The following is an 18,315-nucleotide window of genomic DNA, read 5'->3' on the forward strand; positions in this document are numbered from 1 at the left end:
CGCCCTCGGGGCAGGCGCGCGTGCGCGCTCGCCTGCCCGCCTCGTTGTTGCGCCGCCGGCATGCCCGCCGGGCTGGAGCCGGCGGCTTGTGCGGCCACTTGGCTGCCGCTTACCAGGCGACGCCTCCCACGCGCCCCAGAAACTCCAGCACCGCCAGATAGGACCCTTCGTTGCCCGCCGCATTGGCGCTGGGCGTTCCCCCCGCGTCCAGCAGCAGGCCGGACATCGCGTGCGGCTTGCTGATCAGGGTGGCGGGCAGGCAGGGATAATGTACGTGATGGCCGGCGCCCATGCAGACATGGTGGAAAGTCGGCAGGCCATGTTCCTGGCGCCGCCGCATGACGATTTCCGAGTACGCGGTGCTGGGCCAGAAGCCATCATCGGAAGCGCTAATCAGCAACACCGGACCGGGATAGTTCTCGACCGGAATGCGGGCGCGCTCGAACGCGGCGCTATCGCGCGTGGCGCTGAGGAAGGCGTGGGTCTGGCGGTATGGCGGCTGCGAGGCGTAGGCCGCGTCCCAGTTGGCGCTGGCGTTGTCCTGCCACAGATGCGGCAGCGGCTCGCCGGCCTTGGTCCAGACCTGCGCGTCGCGGCCGGTGCCAGGCGCGCCGGCGCTGACCACGCCATGCATGACGGGCGACGGCACATAGGCGACCACCGCGCTGACCAGCTCCGGATAATGCGAGGCCACCAGCAGCGAAGTCTCGCCGCCGCGGCTGATGCCGGACAAGGCCACGAAGCCGTCGCGCGGCGCCAGTTCGGCGCGAGCCCAGCGCAACACGTGCTGGAAGTACTCCAGCGGCATGTCATTCAGGTACTTGGGACGGCCCTCGTAGTTGAAGATGGCCAACGCCAGGCACTGGTAGCCGCGGGACGCGAACAACGCGGCGCGCGGCGCGTTGACGCCGCCGGACGAGCCGTTCATGTAGATCACCAGCGGGTGCGGACCGGGGCCGGCGGGCGTGTAAAGCTCGCCGGATAGCGTCATGCCGCCCACCTGCTCGCGCACCGCGCGGTGCGTCACGCCGTCGGCCTGGAACTCCTGCACCAGGGTGGCCGTAGCGGTGTGGCGTCCATCGCTGGCTTCGATGTGGATGGCGAGCGGCTCGGTCCGGTCGGGCGGGAACACCACGCTGGCGATGTCCTCGCACGCCATGGACCAGACGATGCCCATGGCCGAGGGTTCGGCATAGCTGCCGGACACGGGGCAATCGCGCGCCAGGTCCAGGCTGCCGTCGTGGCCGGCCACGAATACGGCTTGCGAGCGCCACGGCGCGCCGCACATCGTCATGCTGGCCGTGATGGTGATGAAGGCATAGGCCGGAAAGCCGCTCACGCGGATCTCGCGCGCCACATCGATCAGCGCGCGTTCCGGGGTGACGGTGATGCTGGGTTGTTCTGCCACGGTGGCTCCTTAGCTCTTCAGGTCGGTCTTGGGCACGCCATTGGCCTTGATCACCTGGGCCCACATGGCGGATTCGTCGGCAATGACCTTGTCCAGGTCGGCCGAGGACGTGAACTCCACGGTCACGCCCTGGTCGGCGAACTGCTGCACCAGGCCGGGATCGCGCGTGCCTTCGCGCACCGCATTCTCCAGCGCGGCGACCACCGGAGCGGGCATGGCGGCTGGGCCGGAAATCATCATGCGGGTATAGAGCTCGAAGCCGTCCACGCCCGCTTCCTTCATGGTGGGCACGTCCGGCAGGCTGGAGAGGCGCTTGTCGGAAGTGACCGCCAGCACCTGCAGCTTGCCCGACTTGATGTTAGGCAGCGCCGAGGTCGGGAAGTCGAAGGTGCTCTGCACCGTGCCGGCCATCAGGTCCAGCAGCGCGGGACCGCTGCCCTTATAGGGCACGTCCTGGAACTGGGTGCCGGTCTTGGACTGGAAATGCAGCAGCGCCAGATGATTGATCACGCCGCGTCCGGCGTGCGCGCACGTGATGTCGCCGGGCTTTTTCTTGGCCAGCGCGATGAACTCCTGCACGTTCTTCACCCCCAGATCGGGGTGCACGATCAGCAGCATCGGCGACTTGCCCATGGAGCCCAGCTGCTTGAAGTCCGATGGCTGGTAAGGCAGGTTGTTGTAGAGCAAGGGGTTCAGGATCATGCCGTTGGTGCCGGCAAAGCCCAAGGTGTAGCCGTCCGGTTCGGCGCGCGCCACGGCCACCGTGGCGATGATGGCCTGGCCGCCGGGGCGGTTTTCCACCACCACGCTCTGTTTCAAGGTCTTGCCCATGCGCTCGGCCAGGGCGCGCGCCGCGATGTCGGTCAGTCCGCCTGGGGCAAAGCCCACCAGCAGCCGCACAGGGCGGGTCGGAAAGGTGTTCTGCGCCCAGGCGGGGCGCGAGATCAGGGGCAGCGCGGCAAGCGCGCCCAGGGCATGGCGGCGGGTGAATCGCATACAACTCTCCAGGCAAGGACAACGCCCCCGCGCCCGGGAGAGGCCGCGGGGCAAAGCAATCGAAGGGAAAGGACGCGCGGACGGCCCGCCTTACGGCAAGCTGTCACGGCGTCAGTATGTTGTATGCAATACCGCGGGCGGGCTATCTAGGGATATCCCGAGGCTTCCCGGAGGAAGCAAGGCTTGTATTCCGCAATGCGGTATTTGGTATGCGATCTGATAAACCGTCCGGCCTGGGCCTAAGCCTTGGTCATCAGCTTCTTCCAGCCTTCCAGGCCCAGCCGCTTCATCGTGTCGATGTTCTTCTCGTAAATCTCCGCGGCGTCCGGGAAGGATTCCACCGCGCGGTCGATGCTGTCTTCGCGCAGCAGATGCAGGATCGGATACGGCGAACGGTTGGTGTAGTTCTCGATGTCGTCCGGCTGCGTGTCGGCGAACTGGAACTGCGGATGGAAGGTGGCCACCTGCAGTTCGCCCACCAGGCGCATGCGCTTGAGCAGGCGGTCCGACAGTTCCTCGAAGTCATTGAAATCCAGGAAGTCGTCCAGCGCGTCCGGGATGATCAGCAGCGTGGTGTCGATCTGCTCGGGATCGGTCTCGGCCAGCAGCGCCAGCTCGTCCTGCAGGTCGGTGAGGACGCCTTCGGCGTCGGTGGCGTCGCTGACGGCAAAGCGGATCTGGTCCTTGACCTGCACCGCCTTGGCGAAGGGACAGAGGTTCAGGCCGATCACGGCCTGGTTCAGCCAGTGCTTGGTCTCAGCGACCACGTTGGCGTAGGCGTCGGAAGTGGAAATCATGGGGGTCCATCCTGGAAAAAAGAAAAGCGCGGGCATTGCGGCCCGCGCTTCAAACAGCCTCGCCGCCGCTTACGCGGCCGGCATGGCAGCCATGGTCTGGGCCACGGCCGCGGTCAGCTTCTTGCCGTAGGGCACGTGCAGGAATTCATTGGGGCCGTGGGCGTTGGACTTGGGACCCAACACGCCGCAGACCATGAACTGGGCCTTGGGGAAGCCCTTCTGCAGAATGCTCATCAGCGGAATGGTGCCGCCCTGGCCGATATAGCCGCAGGACGCGCCATAGTATTGCTGCGAGGCGGCGTCCAGCGCCTGGGTCAGCCAGGGTGCGGAAGCCGGGGCGTTCCAGCCGGTGGCGGCGCCTTCGTTGGCCTTGAACAGCACCTTGGCGTTGTAGGGCGCGTCGGCTTCCAGCAAGGCCTTGATCTCTTGCGAGGCAGCCACGGCATCCACCAGCGGCGGCAAACGCAGCGACAGCTTGAAGGCCGTGCGCGGACGCAGCACGTTGCCTGCGCTGGACAGCGGCGGCAGGCCTTCGGCGCCAGTCACCGACAGGGTCGGGCGCCAGGTGCGGTTCAGCAGGGCCTGTTCCGGTTCGGTCGTCATGGGCAGCACGAAGCCGCCGTCGGCGCCGCAGCTCCAGGGGAAACGGCGCCAGACTTCGTCGCCCAGGATGCGCGCGGTCGCGTGCACTTGTTCGACGCGATCGGCGGGAATCTCGCAATGCAGGCTCTGCGGCAGCAGGCGGCCGGTGCCGCTGTCTTCAAGGCGGTCCAGCAGATGGCGCAGGATGCGGAACGAGGACGGCACCACGCCGCTGGAGTCGCCCGAGTGCACGCCTTCGTCCAGCACCTGCACTTCCAGCGTGCCCGACACCATGCCGCGCAGCGAGGTCGTCATCCAGAGTTGGTCGTAATTGCCGGCGCCCGAGTCCAGGCACACCACCAGGGCCACGTTGCCCAGGCGGTCGCGCAGCGCGTCCACATAGGGCAGCAGGTCGTAGCTGCCGGATTCCTCACAGGTTTCGACGATGCCGACGCAGCGCGGACGCGGAATGCCCTGCTTGTCCAGCGCCATGATGGCGGTCAGCGAGGCGTACACGGCATAGCCGTCGTCGGCGCCGCCGCGGCCATACAGCTTGCCGTCTTCGAGCTTGGGGGTCCAGGGGCCCAGGCCGGCGCGCCAGCCGGAGAATTCGGGCTGCTTGTCCAGGTGGCCGTACAGCAGCACGGTGTCGCCGTTGTCGCTGCGGGTGGCGGGCGCGTCAAAGAAAATGACGGGCGTGCGGCCCGGCAGGCGCACCACTTCCAGCTTCAGGCCGGAGACCTTCTGCGCCTCGACCCACTGCGCGGCGTCGCGCACCACGCGTTCGATGAACGCGTTCTTTTCCCAGTCCGCGTCGAACGCCGGGCTCTTGGCCGGGATGGCGATGTAGTCGGTCAGCGCCGGGATGATCTCGTTGTCCCATTTGTCGTCCACGAAAGCCTGCAAGGCCTTCGGGTCCAGGGTGGGAGGAAGAGCGTCTTCGGGGATGCGTGCGTTCATGGCGCGGGATCCTGTGTGCGGAGGGGGTAGGCAATCCGCTATTTTATGCCTGCGCGGCGCGGCTGGCATCTTTTGTCCCTGATTGTTGTCGGCGCGGGGAAATGGTGCCGCTATCCGGCCCTGGTTTCGCCGCTGCGGTTTCTGCCGGCGCGTCGGTCCCGGCTCAAAAACGGCAAAGCCCCCAGACGCGATGCGCTGGGGGCTATGGCGGTACTCATGGCCGGCCATCCTGGATGGCCGGCCATGCAAGGACTTCAGGCGCCGAGCAAGGCCGGTTCGCCGCTGCGGCCCACGGCCGGCGCGTCGGCGTCGATCACGCGGCCGGTCTGCAGCTTGAACACCGCCACCGCTTCGCGCAGGCGCTGCGCCTGAGTCTCCAGCGAGGCTGCGGACGCCGCGGCCTCTTCGACCAGCGCGGCGTTCTGCTGCGTCACGCTGTCCATCTGCGACACGGCCTGGTTGACCTGCTGAATGCCCTGCGACTGCTCCTCGGAGGCGCTGGAGATCTCGTTGATGATGTCCGTCACGCGGCGCACCGAGGTCACGATTTCCTGCATGGTGGCGCCCGCGGCTTCCACCTGGTCCGAACCGATGGACACCTTCTGCACCGAGTCGTCGATCAGGCCCTTGATTTCCTTGGCGGCGGCGGCGCTGCGCTGCGCCAGGGCGCGCACTTCGCTGGCGACGACCGCGAAGCCCTTGCCCTGCTCGCCCGCGCGCGCCGCTTCCACGGCCGCGTTCAGCGCCAGGATGTTGGTCTGGAAGGCGATGCCATCGATCACGCCGACGATGTCGGCGATGCGGTTGGAACTGTCGGCGATGCCACGCATCGTGCCGACCACGTCGCCCACCGCCCGACCGCCGCGCGAGGCCACCTCGGACGCCGCCACAGCCAGTTCTGAAGCGCTGCGCGAGCTTTCCGCGTTGTTCTTCACGGTGGAAGACAGCTCGTCCATGCTGGCGGCGGTTTCTTCCAGCGAAGCGGCTTGCTGCTCGGTGCGCGAAGACAGGTCGATGTTGCCGGCGGCGATCTCGCGCGCGCCGGTGTGGATCTCTTCCACGCCCAGGCGTACGGCGGATACCGTGCGGGCCAGGCTGTCCTGCATGCGCTTGACGGCGCCGTACAGCACGCCGATTTCGTTGTTGCCGCGTTGCTCGATGCGGTTGGTCAGGTCGCCGGCGGCGATGCGGTCGAACAGGCGTCCGGCCTCATGCAGCGGACGGAACACCGAGCGGCCGAACACCGCATACAGGCCCACCACCAGCGCGGCCACCACGACCAGCAGGCCGACCAACACCGCGATCGCTGCGTTGATGCGGGAGGAAGCCTCGCGCGCCACGCGCTGGCCGACTTCGTCGGCGTAGTCCAGGTACTTCTGGATGGCCGCGGTGAAGGTGAGGCCCAGCGGCGTCACTTTCTCCAGATTCAGTCGACCGGATTCCTGAGCGTTGCCGGCGCGGATGGCCGCGATCATCGGCACGATCGCATCGCGGTGATAGACGTCGTAGGCCGCCAGGGCAGCGTCCAGCAGCGGCTTGCCCTGGGCCGAGGTTTCCGGCGTCTTGCGCACCAGATCGATCAGTTCGCCCGCCTTCTTGGTATAGCCGTCCAAGCGCTGCATGCTGGCCAGGTTGTCCAGGCTCTTGCCTTCCATCAGGGCGGTCTGGGCGGACAGCAGCACCAGGCGGGCCCGCAGCAGTTCAGTGCCGGCGCCGTTCACGGCATTGGCGCGGACCAGGTTGGTGTCCAGCAGGACTTCGATGGAATTGCGATTGGAGGTCAGCTGCTGATGCACGGCGATGCCGGTTAGCAGGAAAAGCGCGAAGAAAACGGCTAAAGCGGTCGTCAAGACCGCGCGAATACTGAGATTCTTGAACATTGGGGTCACTCCGGGTTGCGTATAGCGGCTACCTATGCTTTACGACAGGTTGCAATCAAAAGTTAAACATCTCATTTGATTGCAGGCTGCATTTCCTCCCCGCCGCGCTTGTCCAACACAATTAACAACGATTATCATTTGCAGCTTTGGACCTGACGGAAACCCATCGTGACGGCGGCCACCCAGCCCACGGCGCAACATGCCTTGAACCTGCTCTACCGCGACCATCACGGATGGCTGGCGGGTTGGCTGCGGCGGCGGCTGGGCTGCGCGCATGACGCGGCGGACCTGTCGCACGACACCTACGAACGGCTGCTGAACTCGGGCCGGCTGCCGGAAGCCGGGCAGGCCCGCGCCTTCCTCACCCAGATCGCCAAGGGCCTGGTGGTGGACCTGTTCCGCCGCCGCGCGCTGGAAAGCGCCTATCTGGACGCGCTGGCCAGCCTGCCAGAGGCCCACATGCCCTCGGCCGAGGCGCGCGCGCTGGCGCTGGAAACATTGATGGCGGTGGATGCCGCGCTGGACGCCCTGCCCGCCCGCGCGCGCCAGGTCTTCATCCTGTCCCGCTTCGAGGGCCGGACCTACTCCGACATCGCGCAAAGCCTGGGCGTGTCGGTGGCGCTGGTCCGCAAGCACATGCTGCGCGCCGCCCAAGCCTGCCTGGCCGCGCTGTGAGCGCCAGGCACGGGGACATCCCCGAACCGGTCCTGGCGCAAGGCCTGGAATGGCTGGTCATCCTGTGGTCCGGCGAAGCCAGCGCCGACGAACGCGCCGCCTGGCAGCGCTGGCGCGCGGCCCATCCCGACCACGAACGCGCCTGGCAGCAGGTGCAGCGCATCGACACGCGGCTGATGGACATATCGCCCGAGGCTTCGGCCCAGGCCCTGGCCCACTCCGGCCGGCAGGCTGGACGCCGCAAGGCCCTGCGCCTTATGGGCTGGGCCGTGCTGGGCACGGGCGCCGCCGGCTTGGCGGCCCAGCGACTGCCCTGGCATGCCTATGTTGCCGACTACCGCAGCGCGGTGGGCGAGCGGCGCGAGGTCATGCTGGCGGACGGCACCCGCCTCACGCTCAATGGCGATAGCGCCGTCGACATGGAGTACAGCGCCGATACGCGCCGGCTGGTCCTGCGGCGCGGCGAAATCTATATAGAGACCGGCCACGGCCCCGCGGCCGCGGGCCGCCCCTTCTTCGTCGCCACCGCCTATGGCGACGTACAGGCGCTGGGCACCCGGTTCAGCGTGGAGCAGCAGCGCGACCGGGTACGGGTCGGCGTGTACGAAGGCGCGGTCGAGATCCAGCCCTCGCGGGGCCGCGCCTTGCGGCTGGACGCGGGCCAATCCTCCGCGTTCACGCCGCTGGCGGCCGAACCGATGCCGGAATCCTTGCAGCAGGCGCCGGCATGGCTGCGCGGCCAACTGGTGGCCGAACGCCTGCGGCTGGCCAACTTCCTGGATCAGATCGGGCGCTACCGGCGCGGCGTGATCCGCTGCGACCCGCGCGTGGCCGACCTGATCGTCTCCGGCGTGTACTCCCTCGACGATACGGACCGGATCCTGGCCTCCCTTGCCCGCGCCTTGCCGCTGCGCGTGTCGCGCTACACCGGCTACTGGGTGGTGATAGAGCCCAGGTAGCCCACGACGCCGCGCACCCGCCGCACAAACTGGCGGCCGCTACCGCGGCGCGTTTTCCCGGCTTCATCCTGGCCTGCAAAAAAATTCGCAAAAACCGTAGCACTTTTTATTTCTCGTTCGGGATACCTGCATAACCGCAGCATTCACGTCCGCAACGAGGAACCCCCGACATGCAAGCCCGCTCCATTCCCAAGCCCGCCCGCAGCACGCTGGCCCTGGCCCTGACCGCCCTGGCGCTTGCCGCGCCCCCCGCCGTCCTGGCGGCCGGGCCTGGCGCCGCATCGCCCCAGGAGCGGGCCGCCCAAAGCTACGACATTCCCGCCGGCCCGCTGGACCAGGTGCTGAACGCCTACGCCCAGCAGGCAGGCGTAACCATCACCATCGACGGCGCCCTGACCGCAGGCCGGCGCAGTCCCGGCCTGCGCGGCGCCTACAGCCTGAACGCGGGCTATGCCGCCATCCTCGCCGGCAGCGGCCTGGCGGCGCGGTTGGAAGGCGGCAGCTACGTGCTGCGTCCGCTGCCGCCTGGCGCGGCCGGCGTCTCCACGCTGGAGCCGGTCACCGTCCGGGCCTCGGGCATGGCGCCGGACAGCTACGTGGCCGAAGAGACCCGGGCCGGCACCAAGACCGACACGCCCATCCTGGAAGTGCCGCAATCGATTTCCGTGGTGACGCGCGCGCAGATGGAAGCGCAGAACGCGCAGAGCGTGACCGAAGTGCTGCGCTACGTGCCCGGCGTGACGGTGGAAACCTATGGCGTGGATCCCAAGGGCTTCGACTGGGTCATGCTGCGCGGCTTCAATGCCCAGGCCACCAGCGACTATAAGGACGGCCTGCGCCAGGCGACTTCCGGCTACACCCTGTTCCGCAGCGAACCCTATGCGCTGGAACGCATCGAGGTGCTGCGCGGCCCCTCTTCCGTGCTGTATGGCCAGGGCGACGCGGGCGGCCTCATCAACCGCGTCAGCAAGCTGCCCTCGGCCACGCCGCACTACGAGGCCGAACTGGAGTACGGCAGCTTCCAGCGCAAGCAGGCGGCGGTCGACCTGACCGGTCCGGCGACCGCAGACGGCACCCTGCTGTACCGGGTCATCGGCGTGGCGCGCGATGCCAACACGCAATTCACCTACCCCAACGGCGACAGCATTTCCGACGACCGCCTGTATCTGGCGCCTTCGCTGACCTGGGCGCCCTCCGCCGCGACCCGCTTCACGCTGCTGACGGAGTACCTGCGCGACCGCTCGGGCGGCACCATCGGCACGGTCACCGTCAACGGCAAGCCCACCAACCTGCGCAACGGCGATCCCGACTTCAACCGCTACGACCAGGACCAGAAGAGCATCGGCTACCTGTTCGAGCACCGCTTCAACGACACGCTGCAGGTGCGGCAGAACCTGCGCTACGGACGCGTCGATTCGATCCTGGACAATCTGTTCCTGGCCGGGCTGACGCCCACTGGCATCGCCCGCACCGCCCGCCGCTACGACGAAAGCATGACCGCGCTGGCGCTGGACAACCAGGCCCAGCTCGATCTGCGCACCGGCCCGCTGGCCCACACCCTGCTGATCGGCCTGGACTTCAACCGTAGCAGCGCAGACGTGTCGCGCACCTGGGGGCCGGCGCCCAGCTTGAACCCCTTCAATCCGGTCTATGGCCTGGACGTGCCGACCCCGACCCTGCCGCTGGCCAACTACCTGGAACGCACGCACCAGACCGGCCTGTACCTGCAGGACCAGGTGCGTTTCGACGAACGCTGGGTGCTGACCCTGGGCGGCCGCTACGACTGGTACAGCCAGAAAACCGAAAACCGGATATTGAACAGCGACAGCGACCAGAGCGGCAGCCGCTTCAGCGGCCGGGCCGGCCTGAACTACGTCATGCCCAACGGCGTCGCACCCTACGTCAGCTTCGCCCAGTCCTTCCTGCCCAATACCGGAACCTCGGCGCCCGCTACCGGCAGTTCGACCTTCGCGCCCTCGCGCGGACGCCAATGGGAAGGCGGCATCAAGTTCCAGCCGCCCGGATCGAATGCGCTCTACACCTTGGCCGTCTTCGACATCAAGAAGAGCAATGTGCTGACCAATGACCTGCAGAACCCCGGCTTCCAGGTCGCCTCGGGCGAAGTGCAATCGCGCGGCGTGGAACTGGAAGGCAAGTTCAGCCTGGGCGACGGCTGGGACTTCATCGGCTCCTACACCTATGTGCGCGCCCGCATCACCCGCGCCAACAACGGCACCGAAGGCAATCGCCCGGCCCTGGTTCCGGAGCACAGCGCCTCGGGCTGGCTGAACTACACGGTCCGCAACAGCGCGCTGGCCGGATTGAGCCTGGGTGCGGGCCTGCGCTATGTGGGCTCGACCTACGGCGACAACGCCAACACGCTGAAGATCGCCGGACGCACGCTGGTGGACGCGGGCGTGTCCTACGCGGTCGATAAGCACCTGACGCTGTCGGTCAACGCCACCAACCTGTTCGACAAGGAATACCTGGCGACCTGCTCCGACCTGAGCGATTGCTACCCCGGCAGCCGGCGCAGCGTCATCGGGCGGGTGAAGTACCAGTTCTGAATGCCACAATGAAAACGCCCCGCCAATTGGCGGGGCGTTCGCGCAAGCGCCGGGCAGCAAGTCCCGGCGTCAGCGTTTGCCTTACTTCAACCAGACGCGCGCGTTGCGGAAGATGCGCATCCAGGGGCTGAACGTGCCGCCCGCATCCGCGCGGCCCCACTTTTCAGGCGCCCACGACATCATGACGTTGCGCGTCACGCGTTCCGGGTGCGGCATCATGACCGTGAAGCGGCCGTCGGCGGTGGTGACGGACGTCAGGCCGGCGGGGCTGCCGTTCGGGTTGAACGGGTAGGCTTCGGTGACCTGGCCGCGGTTGTCGATGTAGCGCGCGCCAGCCAGCACGCGGCTGGCGTCGCCCTGCTGCGAGAAGTCGGCATAGCCTTCGCCGTGGGCCACGGCGACCGGGATGCGCGCGCCTTCCATGCCGGCAAAGAAGATCGACGGCGACTTGGCCACTTCGACCATGGACAGGCGGGCTTCGTACTTTTCCGACTGGTTGCGCGTGAAGCGCGGCCAGAATTCTGCGCCCGGGATCATGGGCGCCAGCGCGGCCATCATCTGGCAGCCGTTGCACACGCCCAGCGCGAAGGTGTCGGGACGCGCGAAGTAAGCAGCGAACTGGTCCGACAGCTTGCTGTTGAAGCGGATGGTGCGCGCCCAGCCTTCGCCGGCGCCCAGCACGTCGCCGTAGCTGAAGCCGCCCACGGCCACCAGGCCCTGCACTTGCGCCAGGTCCACGCGGCCGGACAGCAGGTCGGTCATGTGCACGTCGATCGCTTCGAAGCCGGCCGTGTCGAAAGCCCAGCCCATTTCCACCTGGCTGTTGCAGCCCTGCTCGCGCAGGATCGCCACGCGCGGACGCTTGCCGGTGTTGATGAACGGCGCGGCCACGTCTTGCTGCGGATCGAAGTCCACGTTGGGGCTCATGCCCGGATCGGTAGTGTCGTTCCAGACGTCCAGTTCGGCCTGGGCGCAGGCCGGGTTGTCGCGGCGCGACATGATGCGGTAGGACACTTCGCTCCAGGCGCGGCCGAGTTCGGCGCGCGGCTGGCCCCAGACCTTCTTGCCGTCGCGGTAGAACTCGACTTCGTCGGCGCCATTCAAGCCGCCGATGACGTGCGAGTGGGCCGACAGGCCCGCGCCGCGCAGCACCTGCATGACGGCGTCGCGCTGGGCGGCGGGCACCTGGATGACGGCGCCGGCTTCTTCGGAGAACAGCGCCTTGAGCGTCAGTTCCTCTCGCTGCACCGCCACCTGTTCCGGGCGGATCTTGTAGTCGCCCCAATCCGCCGATTGCGGATCGAAGGTCAGCATGTCCAGATTGACCGAGATACCGGTGCGGCCGGCGAAGGCCATTTCGGTCAGGGTCGCGAACAGGCCGCCATCGGAACGGTCGTGGTAGGCCAGGATGGTGCCGGCTTCGGCCAGCGTGCGGATGGTGACGAAGAAGGCGCGCAGATCCTGCGGCGCATCGATGTCCGGCACGGTTTCGCCGACCTGGTTGTAGGCCTGCGCCAGGATCGAGCCGCCCATGCGATGGCGGCCGCGGCCCAGGTCGATCAGAATCAGCACGCTGTCGCCGGCATCAGTGCGCAGCTGCGGGGTCAGGCTGGCGCGCACGTCGGCCACGGGCGCGAAGGCCGTGATGACCAGCGACACCGGCGCCACCACCTGGCGCTGCTCGCCGTCCTGTTCCCAGGACGTCTTCATGGACAGGGAGTCCTTGCCCACCGGAATCGACAGGCCGGTGGCCTGGCACAGTTCGCTGACGGCGGACACGGTGTCGTACAGCGCGGCATCCTGACCGGCCACGCCGCAGGCGGCCATCCAGTTGGCCGACAGCTTGATGTCTTCCAGGCGCGCCACGTCGGCGGCGGCCAGGTTGGTCAGGGCTTCGGCCACGGCCATGCGGCCGGAAGCCGGCGCGTCCAGCATGGCGATCGGGGTGCGCTCGCCCATGGACATGGCTTCGCCGCGGAAGCCTTCGTAGTCGGCCAGGGTCACGGCGCAGTCAGCCACCGGCACCTGCCACGGGCCGACCATCTGGTCGCGGCTGGACAGCCCGCCCACGGTGCGGTCGCCGATGGTGATGAGGAAGGACTTGTTGGCCACCGTGGGGTGGCGCAACACGCGGTAGGCGGCTTCGGTCAGGTCAATGCCGGCCAGGTCCAGCGGCGCGGACACGCCGGGCAGGCGCGTGACGTCGCGGGTCATGCGCGGCGGCTTGCCCAGGATGACGTCGATCGGCACGTCCACCGGACGCACTTCGGCCTCACCTTGCGGGCGGATCGTGTCCAGGCCCGGCAGGCCCTCGCCGTCCACCACGCGCAGTTGGCGCTCTTCGGTGGCCACGCCCACCACCGCGTAGGGGCAGCGTTCGCGGCGGGCGATGGCGTCAAAGCGTTCGAGGTCCTTGGGCAGGATCGACAGGACGTAGCGTTCCTGGGATTCGTTGCTCCAGATTTCGGCGGGCGACAGGCCCGATTCTTCGAGCGGCACGCGCTTCAGATCGAAGATGGCGCCGCGGCCAGCGTCGTTCACCAGTTCCGGGAAGGCGTTGGACAGGCCACCCGCGCCGACGTCGTGGATCGCGATGATGGGGTTGTTCTCGGCCTGCTGCCAGCAGCGGTCGATGACTTCCTGGGCGCGGCGTTCAATTTCGGGGTTGCCACGCTGGACCGAATCGAAGTCCAGTTCGGCCGAGTTGCTGCCCATGCTGATGCTGGAGGCGGCGCCGCCGCCCATGCCGATGCGGAAGCCCGGGCCGCCCAGCTGGATCAGCAGCGCGCCGGGAGGAATCACGTCCTTGTGCGTCAGGCCGGCATCGATGCTGCCCAGGCCGCCCGCGATCATGATGGGCTTGTGATAGCCCCAGCGCGTGCCGCCGGCGGTCTGCTCGAACGAACGGAAATAGCCCAGCAGGTTGGGACGGCCGAATTCATTGTTGAACGCCGCGCCGCCGATGGGGCCGTCGATCATGATGGACAGCGGCGAGGCGATGCGCTCGGGCAGACCGTGGTGATCGGCTTCCCAGGGCTGCAAGGCGTCGTCGAAGCGCAGGTGCGACACGGTAAAGCCGGTCAGGCCGGCCTTGGGCTTGGAGCCGCGGCCGGTCGCGCCTTCGTCGCGGATCTCGCCGCCGTTGCCGGTGGAGGCGCCGGGGAACGGCGCAATCGCGGTCGGGTGGTTGTGGGTTTCCACCTTCATCAGCGTGTGCACGGTGGTGTCGCGGCGGATGTACTTGGCGCCTTCGACGCCCTCGCCCGTCACGCCCGGCACGCCGGCCTGGAAGCGCTGCGCGGGGCCGCCTTCCATGATGGCGGCGTTGTCCGAATAGGCGACCACGGTGCCTGCGGGCTGCGCCTTGTGGGTGGCGCGGATCATGCCGAACAGCGTGTTGGGCTGTTCCTGGCCGTCGATCACCCATTGGGCATTGAAGATCTTGTGGCGGCAGTGTTCGCTGTTGGCCTGCGCGAACATCATCAATTCCACGTCGGTGGGATCGCGGCCCAGGTCGGTGAAGGACTTGGCCAGGTATTCGATTTCGTCGTCCGACAGCGCCAGGCCCAGCGAGGTGTTGGCTTCGGCCAAGGCTTCGGCGCCGCGCGCCTGCACGCCGACCGTACGCATGGGCTTGCCGGCCAGCGGCTGGAACAGCGCCTGGCCGTCGAAGCTGGCGTCCACTACGGTTTCGGTCATGCGGTCGTGCAGGCAGTCGGCCGCGCGCGCCAGCATGGCATCGTCGAAGGACTTGGTACCCAGCAGGCCGCGCTCGGGGGTGATCACGTAGCGCACGCCGCGCTCGATGCGATGCACCGAGGCCAGGCCACAGTTGTGGGCGATGTCGGTGGCCTTGCTGGCCCAGGGCGAAATGGTGCCCAGGCGCGGGATCACCAGCAGGGACAGGCTCTTGGCCGGCGCGTCGCCGGTGGCGGGCGTGCCGTAGTCCAGCAGTTGGGTCAGGTGTTGCTGCTGCTCGGCCGTCAAGGCCGCGTCGGTGCTGACGAAGTGCTCGTAGCGGGCGGATATGTCGGCCACCGGCAAGCCGGCTTCCTTCAATTGCGCCAGGAGGCGATCGCGACGGAAGGAGGACAGGACGGAGGAACCAGGCAGATGCTGAACTAGGGACACGATGCGGGCGCCGTATAAAGAGAGGAGAGCAAAAAGAGATTTTACCTGTTTAGGGGGTTTTCCCGGAGCCGTTGTTCGATCAACGCCCGACAGCTCCGTTTCGGCCATTGTTACAAAAGAATTCCAACCGCCGCGCGGCAGGATGTTGCGTAGCAACATTCGCGGCAAAAGCCCGCTGCCGCAAAACTTTCCCAATACCGGCGGCCTTCGAGGCACAAAATTTATGTTGCGACGCAGCATGTTGCAGCTATCCCGCACCACGGGAAAACACGAACTTCCGGTCCCACGGCGCGACGGTAGGATGCAGCGACCCCATAAATGAATAGCGCCTACCCGGCGCTGGCCGTTGCCTCACATGTCCCGCCCCGAAGCCCCCGCCGAGCCTGTCGAACCGATCATTCCCGCCGAATCAGATCCCGCAGTCAAAGTGCCGCTGGCCATCGAGGACTGGCTGGCCGTGATCCTGCTGGCGACCCTGGCCATCATCACCTTCCTGAACGTGCTGGTGCGCTACTTCACCGACCAGTCCTTCGCCTGGACGGAAGAAATCTCGGTGTTCCTGCTGATCGTGCTGACCATGGCCGGCGGCAGCGTCGCCTTCGTGCGCAACCACCATATCCGCATCGAGATCCTGGCGGACTCCGGTTCGCCCCGCCGCCAGCGCATCATGGCGCTGATCTCCAACGGCTGCGTGCTGGCTTTCTTCCTGCTGCTGACCGTGCTGTCGGTCAAGCTGGTTGCCGACGAATACATCTACGAAGAGACTTCGCCCGCCATCGGCGTGCCGACCTGGTGGTATTCGATCTGGCTGCCGGTGATGGCGGCGGCGATTTCGCTGCGCACCATCGGCACCCTGCGCCGCATCGCCAAAAGCCCCAGCCGGGAACAGCAATGATCGCGGCCATCCTCTTTACCGTCTTCATCGTCCTGATGCTGATCGGCGTGCCGGTCGGCGTGGCCCTGGGCCTGGGCGGGACCGTGGCCATCGTGCTGTCCAACCTGGACACGCCCTGGTATGGCTTGTTGACCGTGCCGCAGAACTTCTATGCCGGCCTGGCCAAGTACCCGCTGCTGGCCATTCCCATGTTCGTGCTGGTGGGCTCGATCTTCGACCGCTCCGGCGTGGCCAAGCGGCTGGTGGACTTCGCCATCGCCATCGTCGGGCGCGGCCCGGGCATGCTGCCGCTGGTGTCGATCGCGGTGGCCATGTTCCTGGGCGGCATTTCCGGCTCGGGTCCGGCCTGCGCGGCGGCTGTGGGCGCGGTGATGATCACGGCCATGTCGCGCGCCGGCTACCCGGGCTCGTTCTCGGCCGCAGTAGTGGCGGCCGGCGCCGCCACTGACATCCTGATCCCGCCGTCGGTGGCCTTCATCATCTACTCGGTGCTGGTGCCCGGCGCCTCGGTGCCGGCGCTGTTCGCCGCCGGCATGATCCCGGGCATCCTGGCCGGCATCGCCCTTATCGTTCCGGCGGTCTGGCTGTCGCGCAAGCACAAGATGGGCGCGCTGGAAGCCCACCTGCCCCGCCCGCCCTTCTGGGCCAGCCTGCGCGAAGCCTCATGGGGCCTGGCCGCGCCGGTGCTGATCCTGGGCGGCATGCGCATGGGCTGGTTCACGCCCACCGAAGCCGCCGTGGTCGCGGTGTTCTACGGCCTGTTCGTAGGCATGTTCATCCACCGCACCATCAAGCTGCGCGACCTGTACACCATCCTGCGCGAAGCCGCCGAACTGTCCGCCGTCATCATGCTGGTGGTGACGCTGGCCGGCATCTTCGCTTGGGCCCTGTCGACGCTGAGCGTGATCGATCCCATCACCCATGCCATCGTCAATTCCGGCCTGGGCGAATGGGGCGTGCTGGCGCTGCTGATCCTGCTGCTGATGACCGTGGGCATGTTCCTGGACGGCATCTCCATCTTCCTGATCTTCGTGCCGCTGCTCATGCCCATCGCCAACGCCTATGGCTGGGATCCGGTGTGGTTCGGCGTGATCCTGACCTTGAAGGTGGCGCTGGGCCAGTTCACCCCGCCGCTGGCCGTCAACCTGATGGTGTCCTGCCGCATCGCGCGCGTGCCGATGGAGTCCACGGTGCGCTGGGTGGTGTGGCTGCTGGGCGCGATGTTCCTGGTGCTGGTCGCGGTGCTGGTGTTCCCGCAGTTGGCGCTGTGGCTGCCGCACAAGCTGGGTTATTGAAAGGGCCGGACGGGGCGACCCCAAGGCCGGCGATACCGGTGTTCATTACAACAACAGACAGACTCGCAAAGAGAGGAGACGCAACATGAAATTCCGCAACCTGATCGGAGCCGCCCTGTGCGCGGCGGCCGTCGTCGGCATGGCGCCCGCGCACGCGCAAACCTACAAGCCCGAGTACAAGCTCTCCATCGTCGTCGGCACCACCTTCCCCTGGGGCCAGGGCGCCGAAATCTGGTCCAACCTGGTGCGCGAGCGTACCCAGGGCCGCATCAATATCAAGGTCTATCCCGGCACCTCGCTGGTCCAGGGCGACCAGACCCGCGAATTCACCGCCATCCGCCAGGGCGTGATCGACATGGCCGTGGGCTCGACCATCAACTGGTCGCCGCAGGTCAAGCAGCTGAACCTGTTCTCCCTGCCCTTCCTGATGCCCGACTACGCCGCCATCGACTCGCTGGTGCAAGGCGATGTGGGCAAGGAAATGTTCAAGCTCATCGAGAAAGCCGGCGTGGTGCCGCTGGCCTGGGGCGAAAACGGCTATCGCCAGCTCAGCAACTCCAAGCACGAGATCAAGAAGCCCGAGGACATGAAGGGCCTGAAGCTGCGCGTGGTGGGTTCGCCGCTGTACATCGACACGTTCACCGCGCTGGGCGCCAACCCCACGCAGATGAGCTGGGCCGACGCCCAGCCGGCGCTGGCCAGCGGCGCGGTCGACGGCCAGGAAAACCCCCTGTCGATCTACACCGGCTCCAAGCTCTACACCGTGGGCCAGAAGTACCTGACGCTGTGGAACTACGTGGCCGATCCGCTGATCTTCGTGGTCAACCGCGAGGTCTGGAATTCCTGGTCCGAGAAGGACCGCGACATCGTGCGCCAGGCCGCGCTGGACGCCGGCAAGCAGCAGATCGTGATCGCGCGCAAGGGCGTGACGCCGGAAGATCCGTCGCTGCTGAAGGAAATCGCCGGCCACGGCGTGACCGTGACCTCGCTGTCGCAGGCGGACCACGAGGCCTTCGTCAAGGTCACCAAGCCCGTCTATGAAAAGTGGAAGAAGCAGATCGGCGAAGACCTGGTCAACCTGGCCGAGAAGTCGATCGCCAACCGCAAGAAGTAAGCCGCAAGGAACAAGCAGCAAGCCCCAGGGGAACGGCGGCGCAAGCCGCCAACCGA

At 67.2% G+C, this 18,315-nt stretch carries 12 protein-coding genes; 6 read left to right on the plus strand and 6 right to left on the minus strand.

Annotated features, from left to right (window positions below; translation table 11 throughout):
• Nucleotides 1–109 precede the first annotated feature (109 nt).
• From AXYL_RS19000 to AXYL_RS19020, 5 genes are all read right to left on the minus strand, one after another.
• On the minus strand, nucleotides 110–1,408 hold the full coding sequence (locus AXYL_RS19000) for an acyl-CoA thioesterase/BAAT N-terminal domain-containing protein (protein ID WP_013394471.1): 1,299 nt from the start codon (nucleotides 1,406–1,408) through the stop codon (nucleotides 110–112).
• Between the two features lie 9 nt (nucleotides 1,409–1,417).
• Nucleotides 1,418–2,404 carry a Bug family tripartite tricarboxylate transporter substrate binding protein gene (locus tag AXYL_RS19005; RefSeq protein ID WP_013394472.1) on the minus strand — a complete coding sequence of 329 codons (987 nt, stop codon included), beginning with the start codon at nucleotides 2,402–2,404 and terminating at the stop codon, nucleotides 1,418–1,420.
• Between the two features lie 239 nt (nucleotides 2,405–2,643).
• The gene (locus AXYL_RS19010) at nucleotides 2,644–3,201 is read right to left on the minus strand and encodes a DUF1415 domain-containing protein (protein ID WP_013394473.1); all 558 of its coding nucleotides are present in this window, start codon (nucleotides 3,199–3,201) and stop codon (nucleotides 2,644–2,646) included.
• A gap of 69 nt (nucleotides 3,202–3,270) precedes the next feature.
• A complete protein-coding gene (locus tag AXYL_RS19015) occupies nucleotides 3,271–4,743 on the minus strand; it encodes a M20 family metallopeptidase (protein WP_013394474.1) in 1,473 nt (490 codons plus the stop codon).
• Between the two features lie 254 nt (nucleotides 4,744–4,997).
• Nucleotides 4,998–6,623, minus strand: a complete 1,626-nt coding sequence (locus tag AXYL_RS19020) for a methyl-accepting chemotaxis protein (protein WP_013394475.1) — start codon at nucleotides 6,621–6,623, stop codon at nucleotides 4,998–5,000.
• 168 nt (nucleotides 6,624–6,791) lie between these two features.
• Here AXYL_RS19020 and AXYL_RS19025 point away from each other — a divergent pair, with 168 nt between their 5' ends.
• The 3 genes from AXYL_RS19025 to AXYL_RS19035 all read left to right on the plus strand — a co-directional run bounded on the left by AXYL_RS19025 (nucleotide 6,792) and on the right by AXYL_RS19035 (nucleotide 10,824).
• Nucleotides 6,792–7,298, plus strand: a complete 507-nt coding sequence (locus AXYL_RS19025; protein ID WP_013394476.1) for a sigma-70 family RNA polymerase sigma factor — start codon at nucleotides 6,792–6,794, stop codon at nucleotides 7,296–7,298.
• Nucleotides 7,295–8,257 carry a FecR domain-containing protein gene (locus AXYL_RS19030; RefSeq protein ID WP_013394477.1) on the plus strand — a complete coding sequence of 321 codons (963 nt, stop codon included), beginning with the start codon at nucleotides 7,295–7,297 and terminating at the stop codon, nucleotides 8,255–8,257. Before AXYL_RS19025 ends, AXYL_RS19030 begins: the two co-directional genes overlap by 4 nt.
• Before the next feature lie 170 nt (nucleotides 8,258–8,427).
• Entirely contained in the window at nucleotides 8,428–10,824 is a 2,397-nt protein-coding gene (locus AXYL_RS19035) for a TonB-dependent siderophore receptor (RefSeq protein WP_013394478.1), read from the plus strand.
• Between the two features lie 81 nt (nucleotides 10,825–10,905).
• Here the strand turns inward: AXYL_RS19035 and purL are convergent, their stop codons facing one another.
• On the minus strand, nucleotides 10,906–14,955 hold the full coding sequence (gene purL, locus AXYL_RS19040) for a phosphoribosylformylglycinamidine synthase (protein WP_041653965.1): 4,050 nt from the start codon (nucleotides 14,953–14,955) through the stop codon (nucleotides 10,906–10,908).
• Between the two features lie 355 nt (nucleotides 14,956–15,310).
• Here purL and AXYL_RS19045 point away from each other — a divergent pair, with 355 nt between their 5' ends.
• The 3 genes from AXYL_RS19045 (at nucleotide 15,311) to AXYL_RS19055 (ending at nucleotide 18,259) form a co-directional block, all read left to right on the plus strand.
• Nucleotides 15,311–15,850: a TRAP transporter small permease gene (locus AXYL_RS19045; protein WP_013394480.1), complete on the plus strand. Its 540-nt coding sequence runs from the start codon at nucleotides 15,311–15,313 to the stop codon at nucleotides 15,848–15,850.
• The gene (locus AXYL_RS19050; protein ID WP_013394481.1) at nucleotides 15,847–17,145 is read left to right on the plus strand and encodes a TRAP transporter large permease; all 1,299 of its coding nucleotides are present in this window, start codon (nucleotides 15,847–15,849) and stop codon (nucleotides 17,143–17,145) included. Before AXYL_RS19045 ends, AXYL_RS19050 begins: the two co-directional genes overlap by 4 nt.
• 85 nt (nucleotides 17,146–17,230) lie before the next feature.
• The gene (locus tag AXYL_RS19055) at nucleotides 17,231–18,259 is read left to right on the plus strand and encodes a DctP family TRAP transporter solute-binding subunit (protein ID WP_013394482.1); all 1,029 of its coding nucleotides are present in this window, start codon (nucleotides 17,231–17,233) and stop codon (nucleotides 18,257–18,259) included.
• The last annotated feature ends 56 nt before the right edge of the window (nucleotides 18,260–18,315 follow it).

The sequence above is a fragment of the Achromobacter xylosoxidans A8 genome (genome assembly GCF_000165835.1).
GTDB lineage: Bacteria > Pseudomonadota > Gammaproteobacteria > Burkholderiales > Burkholderiaceae_B > Achromobacter > Achromobacter xylosoxidans_B.